Source organism: Ideonella sp. (assembly GCF_035254525.1).
Taxonomy (GTDB): domain Bacteria; phylum Pseudomonadota; class Gammaproteobacteria; order Burkholderiales; family Burkholderiaceae_C; genus Ideonella.
In genome coordinates this window covers 1-14,139 of the sequence record NZ_DATFAN010000078.1, presented here as the reverse complement: position 1 = coordinate 14,139, position 14,139 = coordinate 1, and the positions used below count along the sequence as shown (strand labels likewise).

The following is a 14,139-nucleotide window of genomic DNA, read 5'->3' as shown; positions in this document are numbered from 1 at the left end:
GGGGGAGGCAGCTTACTCCCCCCACCACGCCAGGAGTGGGCAGGAGGCGCGTTGCGCCGTCAGGCCGTGCGGTATGGCGCGCAGACCGGGCAATCGGCCTGCCTGGCCAGGCGGATCTCGTCCCAGTGCATGCTGCGCGCATCCAGCATCAGCAAGCGCCCGGCGAGCGATTCGCCGACGCCAGTGAGCAGCTTCAGCGCCTCGGCCGCCTGGGTGGTGCCGATGATGCCGACCAGCGGCGCGAACACGCCCATCAGCGCGCAATGCGCCTCTTCGGTGGTCGCGTCGGGCGGGAAGATGCAGGCGTAGCAGGGCGCGTCGGGCTGGCGCGTGTCGTAGACCGAGATCTGGCCGTCGAAGCGGATCGCCGCGCCGGCCACCAGCGGCGTGCGGTGCCTGACGCAGGCCGCGTTCACCGCGTGGCGGGTGGCGAAGTTGTCGCTGCAGTCGAGCACCACGTCCGCCTCGGCGACCAGCGTGTCGAGCAGGGCGGCATCGGCGCGCCGGCAGATCGTGCGGACGTCCAGCGTCGGGTTGATCGCCAGCATCGCGCTGCGTGCCGACTCGGCCTTGGGCGAGCCGACGCGCGCCATGGTATGGGCGATCTGGCGCTGCAGGTTGGTCAGGTCGACGCTGTCATGGTCGACCAGCGTGATGCGGCCGACGCCAGCCGTGCCGAGGTACAGCGCCACCGGCGAACCCAGGCCGCCGGCGCCGATCACCAGCGCGTGCGCGGCCTGCAGCCTCGCCTGGCCCTCGATCCCGATCTCGTCGAGCAGGATGTGGCGCGAGTAGCGCAGCAGGTCGTCGTCGGTCAACGCCGGGCCGCTCCCAAGTTGACGCACCCCCTCGGGGGGCGGGGGCGCCGCAGGCGCTTCCTGGGCGCGCCCATGAGTCAATGCTCTGTTTCGCCTTCCACCGGGCGCTCGGTCATGGTCTTGCTGACCATCACCGGCCGGTTCTTCAGGCGGTTCAGCGCCTGGGCGAGCTGGAAGTCGTCGGTGCTGCCGAACTCGGGCAGCGGCTTGATCGTGCCGTCCTTGATCTTCTCGGCCTGCTCCTCGAGCTTCTTGCGCGCTTCCTCGCGCGCCTTCTCGCGGGCTTCGTCCTTGGCTTCACCGGGGATGGCCAGGTGCTTGTCGAGATCGGCCTCGCGCATCCGCAGCGCGGCGAAGACGTTGCCCTCGGCGGTTTCGTCGAGCCAGACGTCCGGCACGATGCCCTTGGCCTGGATCGAGCGGCCGGCCGGCGTGTAGTAGCGGGCGGTCGTGATCTTCAGCGCGGTTTCGGCCGACAGCGGGCGGATGGTCTGCACCGAGCCCTTGCCGAAGGTCTGCGCACCCATGACGATGGCGCGCTTGTGGTCCTGCAGTGCGCCGGCCACGATCTCGCTGGCCGAGGCCGAGCCTTCGTTGACCAGCACGATCAGCGGCACGGTCTTCACCGCGGCGGGCAGCTTCTTCAGCGGGTCGACGCCGCCGCGGCGCATGTAGTTGTCAGGCGAGGCGTGGTAGGTGAACTTCGAGTCGGCGATCTGGCCGTTGGTGCTGACGACGACCACGTCGGTCGGCAGGAAGGCGGCCGACAGCGCCACCGCGCCCTCGAGCAGGCCGCCCGGGTCGTTGCGCAGGTCGAGTACCAGGCCCTTCAGGTTGGGCTCCTGCTTGAAGATCTCTTCGAGCTTGCGGCTGAAATCGTCGATCGTGCGTTCCTGGAACTGCACCACGCGCAGCCAGGCGTAGCCGGGCTCGATGACCTTGGCGCGCACGCTCTGCACGCGGATCTCCTCGCGCACGATGCTGACCGGGAAACTGCGGTTCTCCGACTTGCGGAACACGGTGAGCACGACCTTGGTGTTCGCCTCGCCGCGCATGCGCTTGACGGCCTGGTCCATGCCCAGGCCCTTGACGGGGGTGTCGTCGATCTTGGTGATCAGGTCGCCGGGCTTCAAGCCGGCGCGGAAGGCCGGCGAGCCCTCGATCGGCGAGACGACCTTGACGACGCCGTCTTCCATGCCGATCTCGATGCCCACGCCGATGAACTTGCCCGAGGTGGACTCGCGGAATTCCTTGAAGCTCTTCTTGTCGAAGTACTGCGAATGCGGATCGAGCCCGGACACCATGCCCGACAGCGCGTCGTTGATCAGCTTCTTCTCGTCGACCGGCTCGACGTAATCGCTCTTGAGGATGTCGAAGGCGCGGGCGAGTTGCTGCATCTCCTCCAGCGGGATCGGCGCGTAGGTGTTACGCGCGATGGCCGTCAGCTGCATCGTCGTCAATGCGCCGGCCACGGCACCCAGGGTCAGCAGACCCGCCACTTTCAGTTTCGCACCCATCTTGTCCCGCCTTCCACCGCCGCGCCCATACCTGCAGGCACATGCCAGCCAAGTATAGGTCGCCCGGTATTCCCGTAGTTCCCGTTACACCAGAAAAGTTGCTTGAACGACGTGGCAAAAGTCGTCAGCGGGTACTCACAATTCGAGACGAAATTCAGCTCGATTCGCGCGGGAAAGTGACGACGTGCTCGACCTGCGGGCGGATGCCGATCCACTCGCCGAGCTGGTGGTCGTGGTGCGAAGGCACGTGGGCCAGCACCTGCTCGCCGCTGGCCAGGCGCAGCGTGTAGAGGAATTCCGAGCCGCGGAAGGCCTTGCGTTCGATGCAAGCCTTCACCGGCGCCTCGTCGTCGTGGACGATGTCGTCGGCGCGCAGCAGCACGTCGCATTCGCCGCCCGGGTAGGCATCGGGCAGCGGGCATTCGCCGGCGTCGTCCAGGTCGCCCAGGGGCGTGCGCACCCGCGGGCCGCCGGGCATGTCGACGATGCGGCCGGGCGCGAACACGCCGTGGCCGATGAACTGCGCGACGAAACGGCTCGCCGGGCGGTGGTACAGCGCGTAGGCGTCGTCCCACTGCTCGAGCCGGCCGTGCTGCATGACCCCGATCAGGTCGCCGATCGCAAAGGCCTCGAGCTGGTCGTGGGTGACGAACAGGGCCGTCGCGTCGATCTGCTTCAGGATCGCGCGCACGTCCTGCGCCAGACGCTCGCGCAGGTCGACGTCGAGGCTGGAAAACGGCTCGTCCAGCAGCAGCAGGCGCGGGCGGCGCGCCAGCGCGCGGGCCAGGGCGATGCGCTGCTGCTGGCCGCCCGAGAGCTGGTGCGGCGCGCGCTTGGCGGCGTGGCCCAGGCCGACCAGATCCAGCATTTCGGCCACCCGCGCCTCGCGCTCGGCGCGCGGCAGATGGGCCAGGCCGAAGCCGATGTTGTCGGCCACGCTCAGGTGCGGGAAGAGCGCGTAGTCCTGGAACACCATGCCGATGCCACGGTTCTCCGGCGGACGGTGCAGGCCGCTGGCCGCGTCGCTGAGCAGCTCGCCGGCCAGCCGCACCGCGCCGCCGGCCAGGCGCTCCAGCCCGGCCACCGCGCGCAGCAGCGAGGTCTTGCCGCAGCCCGAGGGGCCGATCAGGACGCCGATCTGGCCGCGCGCCAGCGACAGCGAGGCCGCCGCGACGGCCGCCTTGCCGCGGCCATTGCGGCCGTAGGCGACGCTGACGCGGTCCAACTGCAAAAACATGCGCCTATGATACCGACGCAATGGAAATGAGCATCGTTCGTATTTGCTCTGGATCAAGACGCCGAGGAGGGGCTCGATGAGGGCGGCGCTGATTGGGTTGGCGCTGCTGCTGGCGCTGCCGGTGCTGGGGGTGATGGGGGCTTGGCTGGGGCTGGACGGCGGCTCGCTGGACGTGTTGCGGCAGCTGGCCGACACGGTGCTGCCGGCCTATGCCGGCCAGTCGCTGATGCTGGTGATGGCGGTGGCTTTCGGGGTGGCGGTGGTCGGTGGCGCGACGGCCGCGGCGGTCACGCTGTTCGACTTTCCCGGCCGGCGCGTCTTCGAATGGGCCTTGCTGCTGCCGTTGGCAATGCCGGCCTACGTGCTGGCCTACGCCTACACCGATGCGCTGCAGTACAGCGGGCCGCTGCAGGTCGCGCTGCGCGCGGCGACCGGTGCCAGGGGGGCGCTGTGGCCGGACGTGCGCAGCCTCGGCGGCGCGATGCTGCTCTTCGTCGCCTGCCTGTACCCCTACGTCTACCTGCTTGCGCGCACCGCGCTGGCCGAACAGGCGGCGCCGATGATGGAGGCTGCCCGGCTGCTCGGCGCGCCGCTGCGGCGCCGGGTGCTGGAAGTGGCGCTGCCGATGGCGCGGCCCGCGCTGGCTGCCGGCGTGGCGTTGGCGCTGATGGAGACCCTGGCCGACTACGGCGTCGGCTCCTACTTCGGGCTGACCACCTTCACGACCGGCATCTACAAGGCCTGGCTGGTGCTGGACGACCACATCGCCGCGGCGCAGCTCGCGAGCATGCTGCTGGCGGTGGTCGCGCTGTTGATGTGGGCCGAGCAGCGCGCGCAGGCACGGCTGCGCTTCACCGCCAGCCGGCCGTCGGCGGGCAGCGGCAGCCTGAGCGCGCGGCCCATCGCGCTGCACGGGAGCGGCCGCCTGGCCGCCTGGGCGGTGTGCGGCGTGCCGGTGCTGCTGGGTTTCGTGCTGCCGGTGGCCTGGTTGACCCGCCTGCTCTGGCAAGAGGCCGGCGGCGGGGATGACGGCGGCGCGTCGCCGGTCCTCTCGGTCGGCTACCTCGCACGCTTTGCCGACTGGGCGGCGGCGACCTTCCGCCTGGCCACCATCGCCGCGGCGGCCGCGGTCCTGTTTGCGCTGTTGCTGGCCTTCGCGCTGCGCCGCGCGCAGGGGCGCCGGGCGCGCTGGCTGCGCGGCGCGGCGCACGTCGTCTCGCTCGGTTACGCGGTGCCGGGCGCGGTGGTGGCGGTCGGCATCCTGCTGTGGACCGGCGCGCTGCAGGTCTGGCAGCCGCAGTGGGGCGCCGCCGCGCTGGTCACCGGCACGGTGTTCGGCCTGCTCTACGCCTACTTGGTGCGCTTCTCGGCGGTGGCGCTGCAGTCGGTCCAGGCCGGCTACGCGCGGGTGCCGGTGTCGATCGACGAATCGGCCCGCCTGCTCGGCGCCGGCCGGCGCCGCACCTTCGTCGAGCTGCACCTGCCGCTGCTTGGCCGCACCGCGCTGGCCGCAGCGCTGCTGGTCTTCGTCGACACGATGAAGGAGCTGCCCGCGACGCTGGTGCTGCGCCCCTTCGGCAGCGACACGCTGGCGGTCGTGGCCTACCAGTTCGCCCGCGACGAGCGCCTGGCCGAAGCCGCGCTGCCGTCGCTGGCCATCGTGGTGGTCGGGTTGATCCCGGTGCTGCTGCTGTCGCGGGCGCTGCGAAGCCGCTAGAGCCACGGGCCGGCGCGGCGCCCTGACGGGCTGCCTTGGCGACTTCGCCCGCATGCCAGCGCATGCAAGTCTGGCGCCCCCGGCAGGAATCGAACCTGCATCTGAGACTTAGGAGGTCCCCGTTCTATCCATTGAACTACGGCGGCGAGGGGCGGATTTTGGCATGCAGCGTCGCGGTCGCCGGTCCAGCGCGCCGCGGGGGTACGGGAATTGCCCCGCTTCGAGGGAACGCCTCAGGAAGGAGCGCCCATGCCGACCGACACCGACCGCAACCGCCACGCCGGCCAGGTGCTGGGAGGATGGTGATGAACGCCAGCGCCTTCGATGCCCAGGCCTGCGAAGCCGTGCGCGCCGCGGCCGTGCCGCTGTGCGGCGGCGAGCGCGACCACGACGCCCTGGTCGCGTTGGCCGGTGCGGCGCGTTTCGTGCTGATCGGCGAGGCCTCGCACGGCTCGCATGAGTTCTACCGCGAGCGGGCGCTGTTGACCCAGCGGCTCATCGCGCAGCATGGCTTCCACGCGGTGGCGATCGAGGGTGACTGGCCCGATGCCTATCGCGTCAACCGCTACGTTCGAGCCTTGAACGACGACGCATCCGCCGAGGATGCGCTGGCCGGTTTCCGCCGTTTCCCGACCTGGATGTGGCGCAACGCCGTGGTGACCGAGTTCGTCGACTGGCTGCACGACTTCAACCAGACCCGCACGGCCGAGGAGCGCGCCGGCCTCTACGGCCTGGACCTGTACAGCCTGCACAGTTCGATGAGCGCAGTGCTGCAGTACCTGGCGGCGGCGGATCCGGCGGCGGCGCAGCGGGCGCGCGAGCGCTACGCCTGCTTCGACCAGTTCGGCCACGACAGCCAGGTCTACGGCCTCATGGCCGGCCTGGGCACGTCGAAGAGCTGCGAGCGGGAGGTGATCGCGATGCTGGTCGATCTGCGCCGGCGCGCGTCGCAGGCGCTGCCAGGCGGCCGCGGCAACGGCGAGCAGGCCTTCGATGCCGAGCAGAACGCCCGCCTGGTGATGAACGCCGAGGCCTACTACCGCTCGATGTACCTGAGCGATGTGTCGAGCTGGAACCTGCGTGACCGTCACATGATGGAGACGCTCAACGAGCTCGAGCACCACCTGACTCGCGGCGGCATCGAGCGGCCGAAGATCGTCGTGTGGGCGCACAACTCGCACCTGGGCGATGCGCGGGCCACCGAGATGGGCCAGCGCGGCGAGCTCAACCTGGGCCAGCTGGTGCGCGAGCGCCACGGCACCGAGGCGTTCCTGATCGGGTTTTCCACCCACACCGGCAGCGTGACGGCGGCCAGCGACTGGGATGGTGCCGCCGAGCGCATGCTGGTGCTGCCCTCGCGGCACGACAGCTACGAGGGGCTGATGCACGAGGTGGGGCTGGAGCGCTTCATGCTGCCGCTGCGTGGCGCCAGCCGCCAGGCCCAGTTGCTCGGCGTGCCGCGCCTGCAGCGCGCGATCGGCGTGCTCTACCGGCCCGACACGGAGCGCCAAAGCCACTACCTGCTGGCTCGGCTGCCGCAGCAGTTCGATGCGCTGATCCACATCGACATGACACGCGCCGTCGAGCCGCTGGAGCGCAACGCCGAGTGGAGCATCGAGGCTCCCGAAACCTACCCCGCCGGCCTATAACCCACCGGTCCGCCCCCGGAAGGGGGCGTGGGGGCCAATCAATCCCACCGCCAGGACCAGATCAGGTCGAGCGCGCTGTCAGTGCCGGATTGCGCACGCAGCGTGAAGCGCTGGGCGATGCGGTAGATCAGCTGCCAGGTGCCGGTGGTGGCGTTGATGCTGCGCTCGTAGCCCACGTACCAGCGACGCGAGAGCTGCTTGCCGAGCGACACGACGGTGGTGGCCTCGGTGCCTTCGCCGGTCTGGCGCACGCCGAAGTCCGACAGCCCGATGTTGGCCAGGAAGGCGTCGGTCGGCGCCTCGCCCTCGCCGGCCAGCAGCGCGATTGCCGCGCGTTGCAGCAGCGCGGAATCGGCGCGGCCCAGGCCGTCGGACGCGCGCCCGAGCACGAGCCAGCTCAGCTTGTCGGTATCGCTCATGTCCGGGTCGCTGTACAGCCGCACGCGCGGGTTCAGCGCACTGCCGGTGACCGCCACGCCGACCTGCATGTCGAGGTTGGGCCGCACCGCGAGGATGTCCAGCCGCGGGTCCTCGACCGGCCCGGTGAAGGACAGCAGGCCGCGTTCGATCTCGAGCTTCTGGCCATAGGCGGCGTAGGTGCCGCGCTCGGCGCGCACATCGCCGCGCAGCGCCAGGTGGTTGCCGGGGTTGGCCAGTTGCAGGCTGCCGCGCAGGTAGGTGTCGAGCCCGCGGCCCTTGACGTGCAGCGCGGGGCCGAGGTCGAGCGCCATCTCGAGCCGGGTCTCGAAATCGCGGCCGTTCGCCGGCGCTGCGGCGGGCTCACCGGGGGTGGGCGTCGTGGGGGCGCGGCCGACGATGCGCACGTCCTCGTCCAGCGTCGGTGCGTCGCCCCGGCTGACATCGATCAGGCCCTCGTCGATGCGCAGGGCGCCCGCCAGCTTGGCGGAGCGCGGCGCGAGCGACAACGTGGCCTGGCCTGTCGCGACGAGGCGGCGGTCGAGGCGGCCGAGCAGGCGCAGCCGCTCGGCCTGCAGCTTCAGCTCGGCATGTGCGTCGCGGCCGAGCGCGGCCTCGCCGCTCATGGTCAGCGTGCCGTCGCCGCCGCGCCAGGCGAAGCGCTCGATGCGCGCGCTGTCGCCATTGAAGGCGATGTCGACCGTGCCGTCGCTCAACTGCACGCCCTGCAGACCGTTGCGCACCTCGAGCTGTCGGCCGGTCAGCCGGCCGCTCAGCTCGGGGGCGCCCCAGCGGCCGTTGAGCGTGGCAGCGCTCAGCAGGTCGCCACCCAGCCGCCAGCCCGGCGGCACCCAACCGCCCCAGGCGCCAAGCTGCGCCACGTGGAGCTGGAAGGTGCCGTCCAGCGGCGCCTCGGGTGCCGGCCAGCGCGCCTGCGGCGTGGTGCGCACGGTCGCCACGCCGGCCATCTCGCCCAACTGCCGGCCGGCGAGGCCGGCGGTGAAGTGCCACGTGCCGTCGTGTGCGCTCAACGCCACGCGCAGGTCGGACAGGCCCAGCGCGCGGTGCGCGGTGGCGGTGTCGCGCACGTCGTCGGCCACGCTCAGGTCGCCGCGCACGCGCTCGAACACGATGTCGGCATCGACGCGCTCGTTGGCCCGCAGTCGGATGTCGCCGGCCAGCACCAGATCGCCACGCCAGCCGAGCTCGGGCTGGGCGCGTGCCAGCAGCGGCGCGAGCTCGAATGCCTCGAGCTGGGCCGTCAGCGCGATCTCGCCGGGCGCGTCGGGGCGGCGGGCATCGGCCTGGTAGTGCGCCTCGCTCCAACGCAGCGCGGTGCCCGGCAGCACGATCCGCCCGGGCTCGGCCTGGGCGTCGAGGAGGCGGCCGCTGTCGTCCCAGGCCAGGGCGAGGCCGATGTCCTGGCCGGCCAGCCAGGGCTGGCCCGAACCGTCGCTGGCGCGGCCCTGCAGCTCCTGCAGCCGGCCCTGCCAACGGCCGGCGTCGAACGGCCCGCCGCCCGGGGCCGCGGGCTGCCAGCGGCCACTGGCGGCGAACTGCAGCCGGGTGCCGCTGCCGGTGCGCGCCCCCAACAGCTGCTCGGCCCAGGCGGGCGGGCGGGCCGGGCTGTGCAGCACCAGACTGGCCTGGTGCTCGCGCAGGCTGCCCTTGAGTTCGGCGCGCACCGACTGGACCTGCGCCACGCGCCAGGCCAGGCCCTCACCGGCCAGCGTGGCGTTCAGGGCGCCCTCGCCGAGGCCGCTGCCCTGGGCCTGGGCGTCGAGCCGGTCGGCATGCCAGGCGGGGTTCACCAAGGCGCTGGCGTGCAACTGGCCTTGCCATTGCGGGGCGTCCGGGGCGCCCGGCCAGCGGGCACCGGCGCTGGCCTGCAGCTTGCCGGCGCGCGGCAGCCAGACCAGGGGATCGTTCTTGTCGAGGCTGGCCAGCCACGGGGCGAGGGCCTGGAGCGCCGGCGCGTCGATGGCGAGCTCGGCGCTTCGAGCCGCCGGGCCGCCATCCTGCCCGCTGGCGGTCAGGCGGTTGCCGGCCAACTCGATGCGGGCTTGCGCATTGCCGGTGCCGGCCTTGTCGCGGGTGGCGTTGACCTCCCCTTGAAGCGGCAGGCCGGCCCATTGGCTGGGCCGCAGCGTGAGGCCCAGCTTGCCGTTCAGGCCGTCCAGGCTGGCGAGCAGCCCGGTGCCGCGCGTGCCGGGCTGCCAGCGGCCTTCGCTGTCGAAGACGGCGTTGAGGCGGTTCGGGCCGCGGCGCGCCCCGGGGGCGGGCCCGGGCCACCAGACGAGCGGGTCGAAATCGGCCAGCTCGCCCTGGGCCTGCCATGCCCACGGGGCCCCGTTGCCGCTACCGCCGAAATCCAGCCGGCCCTTGAGGCGGGCGCTGGCGCTGCCGGCGCGGGCCAGCGATTCGTTCAGTGTCAGGTGGCGCCGGTCCAGCTCGGCCTGCCAGGCCAGTTGAACGGCGGGCCGGGCAGCGGCGGCCTTCTTGCCGCCGGTGGGTTCGAGCCGCCCTTCGAGTTGGCCGGTCAGGCGGGCTTGCCAGTTGTCCAGCGGGTCGCTGGGGGTGGCTGGGGTGGTGGAGGTGGTGGGGGTGGGCGTGCCTGGCGTGGTGGCCTCGGCGAACGCGGGCAGGCCGTGCAGGTCGAGCGTCAGCGGCCCACTCAGCACCATCGCCGGCAGGCGCTTGTCGAGGGTGGCGGGGCGCAGGCCCTCCAGCGTCAGCTGCAGCGTCAGGCGCTCGGCGCCGTCGGCAGGCTTGAGTTCGCCGCGGCCCTGCAACTGGCCGCCGGGCGCACTGCCGCCCAGATCCAGCACCAGCGTCTGCAGGCTCAGTTCGCCCAAGGCCTGCGGCTGGCCCTGGGCGACCAGGTGCAGGCGGCGCAGCGGCAGCTTGCCCTCGTCCCAGCGACCGGGGGCATCGTTGTCGAGCGTGGCGTCGACCTCGGCGGGCGCGCGCAAGCCGGTGGTGCGAACGTGCGCCTGGCCGCGCAGCCGGGTCTGCGGCGCATCGGCGTGCAGCGCGGCGAGGTCGAGCGCCTCGGTGCGCAGGTCCAGCGCGGCCAGGGGCCAGGGGGCGAAGGGCTCGATCGCAGCCGTCGCATCGAGCGCCGGGGGCTTCGCGCCCGAGCCGGCCAGGTGGGCGCGTGCCTGCAGCCGGGCGAGGGGGCCGTCGGCGTCGAGGGTGGCCTGCCAGGGGCGGGCCGCGCCATCGGCGCTGCGCAGCCGGCTGCGCAGGTCGAGGGCGAGCGGCGCGTCGGTCCCCAGCGTGACGTCGGCCTCGGCCAGCCAGCGCGCGCTGTGAAAGCGCAGGCCGGTCAGCCGGTGGCGCGCGCCGCGGTCGTCGCCGAACGCGGCCTTGGCCCGGACCTCGGCCAGGGCGGGCAGCTCGTCGACCTGCAACCGGCCGATGGCCAGCCGGTCGACCGTGAGCGAGAAGGGCAGCCGCAGGTCGGTCGGCGGCGCGGTGGGGGTGGGGCTCGGGCCGGGCGGGCCGGAGCGCCAGGTGGCCGCCTCGGCCGACAGCGCGTCCAGGTGCAATTGCAGCCAGGGTTCGCGCGCGCGGGGGCGGGTGGTCCAGTCGCCGACCAGGCCGGCCAGGCGCACGCGCTGCAGCTCCAGCACGTTGCCGTCGATCTCGTAGCGCAGGCGCTCGGCCGTCAGCTCGTCGCCCAGCAGCGCGCCGCGCAGGCCCTCGACGCGCAGGCCCGGCACCTGGCCCAGCAGCCAGGCGCCACCGCCTTCGCTGCGCGCCAGCCAGGCGCCGCCGGCGACGAGCGCGCCGACCAGCACCACGACCAAGGCCAACAGTTCCCACGCGAGCTGGCGCAGCCGGCGGCGCTCGGCGCGCGGCAGGGGGGCGGCCTGGGGCGGGGCGGGCGCGTTGTTCATTGGCGCATGCCCGTCAGAACGCGATGCCGACGCTCAGGTGCAGCCGCCATTGCCTGAGCTCTTCGCCGTAGGCGATGTCGAGTTTCAATGGCCCCACCGGGCTGCGCCAGCGGGCGCCGACACCGTAGCCGATCGCCGGCTCGCGAAGGCCGCGGAGGGTCTTGCTCGAATCGCTGGGGTCCACGGTGCGGCCCATGCTGTCCGCCGCGCGGCCGGCGTCGACGAAGGCGGCCCACCAGACGCTGGGCAGGCTGCGCGAGATCGGGTGCGCCACCTCAGCGCTGGCCGTGAACAGCAGCTTGCCGCCGGTGATGCCGCCCTCGGGCGTGGTGGGTGCCAGCGTGCGGTAGTCGTAGCCGCGCACCGATTCGTCACCGCCGGCGCGAAAGCGCTGCGAGTCCGGCACGATCACGTCGTTCTTGACCAGCACGCCGCCGAGCTCGAGCCGCGCCTCGCTGAAGAAGCCGCCGGGCAAGGGCCAATAGCCGGTCGCGCGGCCGTACAGGCGCGTGTAGGGGCCACTCGCTGGCTGATCCTGCGGCTCGCGGCCGGGGGCCTGGCCGGTGGCCCAGCCGGCGCCGACCTGCGCGTTGAGCGTGTAGCCGCGTGTCGGCAGCAGGGCGTTGTCGAGCCGGCGCCAGGTGGTGTGCAGGTTGCCCGATGCCGCCTTCACGGTCAGCGGGTCGATGCAGGGCGTTTCGACGTAGGTGCACTCGTTGCTGCGCTCGAACTGGACGAAGGCCAGGCGCTCCAGGCGCGGCAGGTCTTCCGCGCGGCCCAGGCGCAGCCGCTGCGAGATCGTGCGGTCTTCGTCTGTCTTCAGCAGCTCGTAGGTGCCGCCGACGAGCCAGCGCTGCATGTGCTCGTTGGGGTGAAGCGAGACCTCGCCGTCCCATGCCTGCTTGTCGCGGCCGTATTCGATCTTGTTGCGCGCCGTGGCAGCGAAGCCGAACACGCGGCGGTGCACGTACTCGCCGGTGACCCGCGGGCCGGTGTTGGTGCCGTAGCCGAGGCCGATGGTCGCGTTCTGCAACGGTGCCTCTTTCAGTTGCACCAGCACGCGCGACTGGCCGGCCTGCGCGGCGTCGGAATCCAGGCTGACGGCGACCTGGTCGAACAGGCCGGTGCGCACGAGCCGTTCCTGGTAGTCGAGCAGGCGCGTCTCGGTGAGCGGCGCACCCTCGCCGAAGCCGGCCAGGGCGCGAACACGCTCGGCATCGTGCACCGCCAGGCCCTGGACCGTGATCGAGTCCGGCCCGCCGGCGAGAAACCGAGGCCCGCTGTCGGCGACGGCGAAGATGCGCACGCGGGCCGGTGCGCCGCCGCTGGCCGCGGCATCGGCCGTCGCGTCCGCGTCAGTGATGACCTCGGCGCTGGTGCCGCTCCAGGTGGCGGCGGCATACCCTTCGGCGCGCAGGCGGCCGATCACTGCGTTCTTGGCACTGGCCCAGTCGGCATTGCGAAACGGCGCACCGACCGGCAGGCCCCAGTCGGCCAGCAGCCTCGCGTGCAGCGCGCGGGCATCGGCGTCGCGCCGCTCGAGCGATTCGCCCAACTCACCCTGGATGTCGATCACCAGCTTCTCGACGCGGGCGACCGGGCCGGGCTCGAGCGTCAGGCGCACATGATGGCCTTCGCGCTGGACCTGCGCCTGCGCGGCGAAGAAGCCTTCGGTCTGCACCAGGCTGCGCGCCTGTGCAGGCGCCGCCGCGATCAGGCGCGACCACTCGGCCTCGTTGATCTCGATGCCGGCGTCGGCCGAGGGCGCGCTGGCCCCGGCGGCCGGCGGCGCCGCCTTGGCGGCCTTCGCCGCGGCCTGCTGGTCGGCGATCGCGCGGGCCAGGTCGAGGTGGCGCTCGAGCAGCTGGCGCAGATTCCCCGGCGCGACGATCTCGAGCTCGGGGATCGTCGCGGCGGCTGCAGTGGCCACGGGTGGGGCCGGCTCGACGGCCGGTTCCGGCGCCTGCGCCCACACGGCCACCGGAGCCGCGAACACGCAGGCCAGCGCAAGAGCGAGCCGCCGGGCTGCGGCGCGGGCCCGGCTCATTTGCTCAGCAGGCGCATCGCTCCTTCCAGCCCGGCCAAGGTGAGCGGGAACATGCGCTGCTGCATCAGCTGCTGCACGATCGAGATGCTCTGCCGGTACTGCCAGACGCCCTGTGGTTCGGGGTTGATCCAGGCGTACTTCGGAAATGCGTGCGTGAGCCGCTGCAGCCATTCGGCGCCGGGCTCCTCGTTGTTGTATTCGACGCTGCCGCCGGGCTGCAGGATCTCGTAGGGGCTCATCGTCGCATCGCCGACGAAGATCAGCCGCCAGTCCTTGTTGTACTTGCGCAGGATGTCCCAGGTGGGTGATTTCTCGCTGAAGCGGCGCCGGTTGTTCTTCCACATGAAGTCGTAGACGCAGTTGTGGAAGTAGTAGAACTCCAGGTGCTTGAACTCCGCCTTCGCGGCCGAGAACATTTCCTCCACGCGGTGGATGTGTTCGTCCATGGTGCCGCCCACGTCCATCAGCAGCAGCACCTTCACGTTGTTGTGGCGTTCGGGGACCATCTTGATGTCGAGCCAGCCCGCGTTCGCGGCCGTCGACTTGATGGTGTCGTCCAGGTCCAGTTCGTCGGCGGCGCCCTCGCGCGCGAACTTCCGCAGGCGCCGCAGCGCGATCTTGATGTTGCGGGTGCCCAGCTCCTGGGAATCGTCGTAATCCTTGTAGGCGCGCTGGTCCCAGACCTTGACGGCACTGCGGTTGCGCCCCTTGTCCTGCCCGATGCGGATGCCCTGCGGATTGAATCCATAGGCGCCGAACGGCGAGGTGCCGCCGGTCCCGATCATCTTGCTGCCGCCCTCGTGGCGCTCCTTCTGCTCCTCGAAGCGCTTCCTCA

The 14,139-nt window shown here is 72.0% G+C and carries 8 protein-coding genes and 1 tRNA gene; 2 read left to right on the top strand and 7 right to left on the bottom strand.

Annotation, left to right across the window (positions count from 1 at the left end; translation table 11 throughout):
• Positions 1 to 59: 59 nt before the first annotated feature.
• The 3 genes from VJ693_RS07845 to VJ693_RS07835 all read right to left on the bottom strand — a co-directional run bounded on the left by VJ693_RS07845 (position 60) and on the right by VJ693_RS07835 (position 3,572).
• On the bottom strand, positions 60 to 818 hold the full coding sequence (locus VJ693_RS07845) for a molybdopterin-synthase adenylyltransferase MoeB (protein WP_324153043.1): 759 nt from the start codon (positions 816 to 818) through the stop codon (positions 60 to 62).
• Positions 819 to 895: 77 nt separating this feature from the next.
• The gene (locus VJ693_RS07840; RefSeq protein ID WP_324153041.1) at positions 896 to 2,335 is read right to left on the bottom strand and encodes a S41 family peptidase; all 1,440 of its coding nucleotides are present in this window, start codon (positions 2,333 to 2,335) and stop codon (positions 896 to 898) included.
• Between the two features lie 154 nt (positions 2,336 to 2,489).
• Positions 2,490 to 3,572, bottom strand: coding sequence for an ABC transporter ATP-binding protein (locus VJ693_RS07835; protein ID WP_324153038.1), 1,083 nt, complete (start codon positions 3,570 to 3,572; stop codon positions 2,490 to 2,492).
• A 76-nt stretch (positions 3,573 to 3,648) separates the two neighbouring features.
• On the opposite strand from VJ693_RS07835, the gene VJ693_RS07830 reads away from it, so the two are divergent.
• On the top strand, positions 3,649 to 5,289 hold the full coding sequence (locus VJ693_RS07830; protein WP_324153036.1) for an iron ABC transporter permease: 1,641 nt from the start codon (positions 3,649 to 3,651) through the stop codon (positions 5,287 to 5,289).
• A gap of 71 nt (positions 5,290 to 5,360) precedes the next feature.
• Here the strand turns inward: VJ693_RS07830 and VJ693_RS07825 are convergent.
• Positions 5,361 to 5,435, bottom strand: a tRNA-Arg gene (locus VJ693_RS07825).
• A 159-nt stretch (positions 5,436 to 5,594) separates the two neighbouring features.
• Between VJ693_RS07825 and VJ693_RS07820 the strand changes: the two genes are divergently transcribed.
• The gene (locus VJ693_RS07820) at positions 5,595 to 6,938 is read left to right on the top strand and encodes an erythromycin esterase family protein (RefSeq protein WP_324153034.1); all 1,344 of its coding nucleotides are present in this window, start codon (positions 5,595 to 5,597) and stop codon (positions 6,936 to 6,938) included.
• Positions 6,939 to 6,976: 38 nt separating this feature from the next.
• On the opposite strand, the gene VJ693_RS07815 is transcribed toward VJ693_RS07820, so the two are convergent.
• From VJ693_RS07815 to VJ693_RS07805, 3 genes are all read right to left on the bottom strand, one after another.
• Positions 6,977 to 11,257, bottom strand: a complete 4,281-nt coding sequence (locus tag VJ693_RS07815) for a translocation/assembly module TamB domain-containing protein (protein ID WP_324153032.1) — start codon at positions 11,255 to 11,257, stop codon at positions 6,977 to 6,979.
• Positions 11,258 to 11,270: 13 nt separating this feature from the next.
• Complete coding sequence (locus VJ693_RS07810; protein WP_324153030.1) at positions 11,271 to 13,187, bottom strand: autotransporter assembly complex protein TamA; 1,917 nt, start codon at positions 13,185 to 13,187, stop codon at positions 11,271 to 11,273.
• Between the two features lie 113 nt (positions 13,188 to 13,300).
• A partial coding sequence (locus tag VJ693_RS07805) for a hypothetical protein (protein ID WP_324153029.1) occupies positions 13,301 to 14,139 on the bottom strand: 839 nt, incomplete at its 5' end.

Excerpts from the sequence above, each read along its gene's own strand:
- VJ693_RS07815 (WP_324153032.1), bottom strand. The coding sequence starts at position 11,257 with ATGAACAACGCGCCCGCCCCGCCCCAGGCCGCCCCCCTGCCGCGCGCC.
- VJ693_RS07830 (WP_324153036.1), top strand. The coding sequence starts at position 3,649 with ATGAGGGCGGCGCTGATTGGGTTGGCGCTGCTGCTGGCGCTGCCGGTG.
- VJ693_RS07840 (WP_324153041.1), bottom strand. The coding sequence starts at position 2,335 with ATGGGTGCGAAACTGAAAGTGGCGGGTCTGCTGACCCTGGGTGCCGTG.
- VJ693_RS07820 (WP_324153034.1), top strand. The coding sequence starts at position 5,595 with ATGAACGCCAGCGCCTTCGATGCCCAGGCCTGCGAAGCCGTGCGCGCC.
- VJ693_RS07835 (WP_324153038.1), bottom strand. The coding sequence starts at position 3,572 with ATGTTTTTGCAGTTGGACCGCGTCAGCGTCGCCTACGGCCGCAATGGC.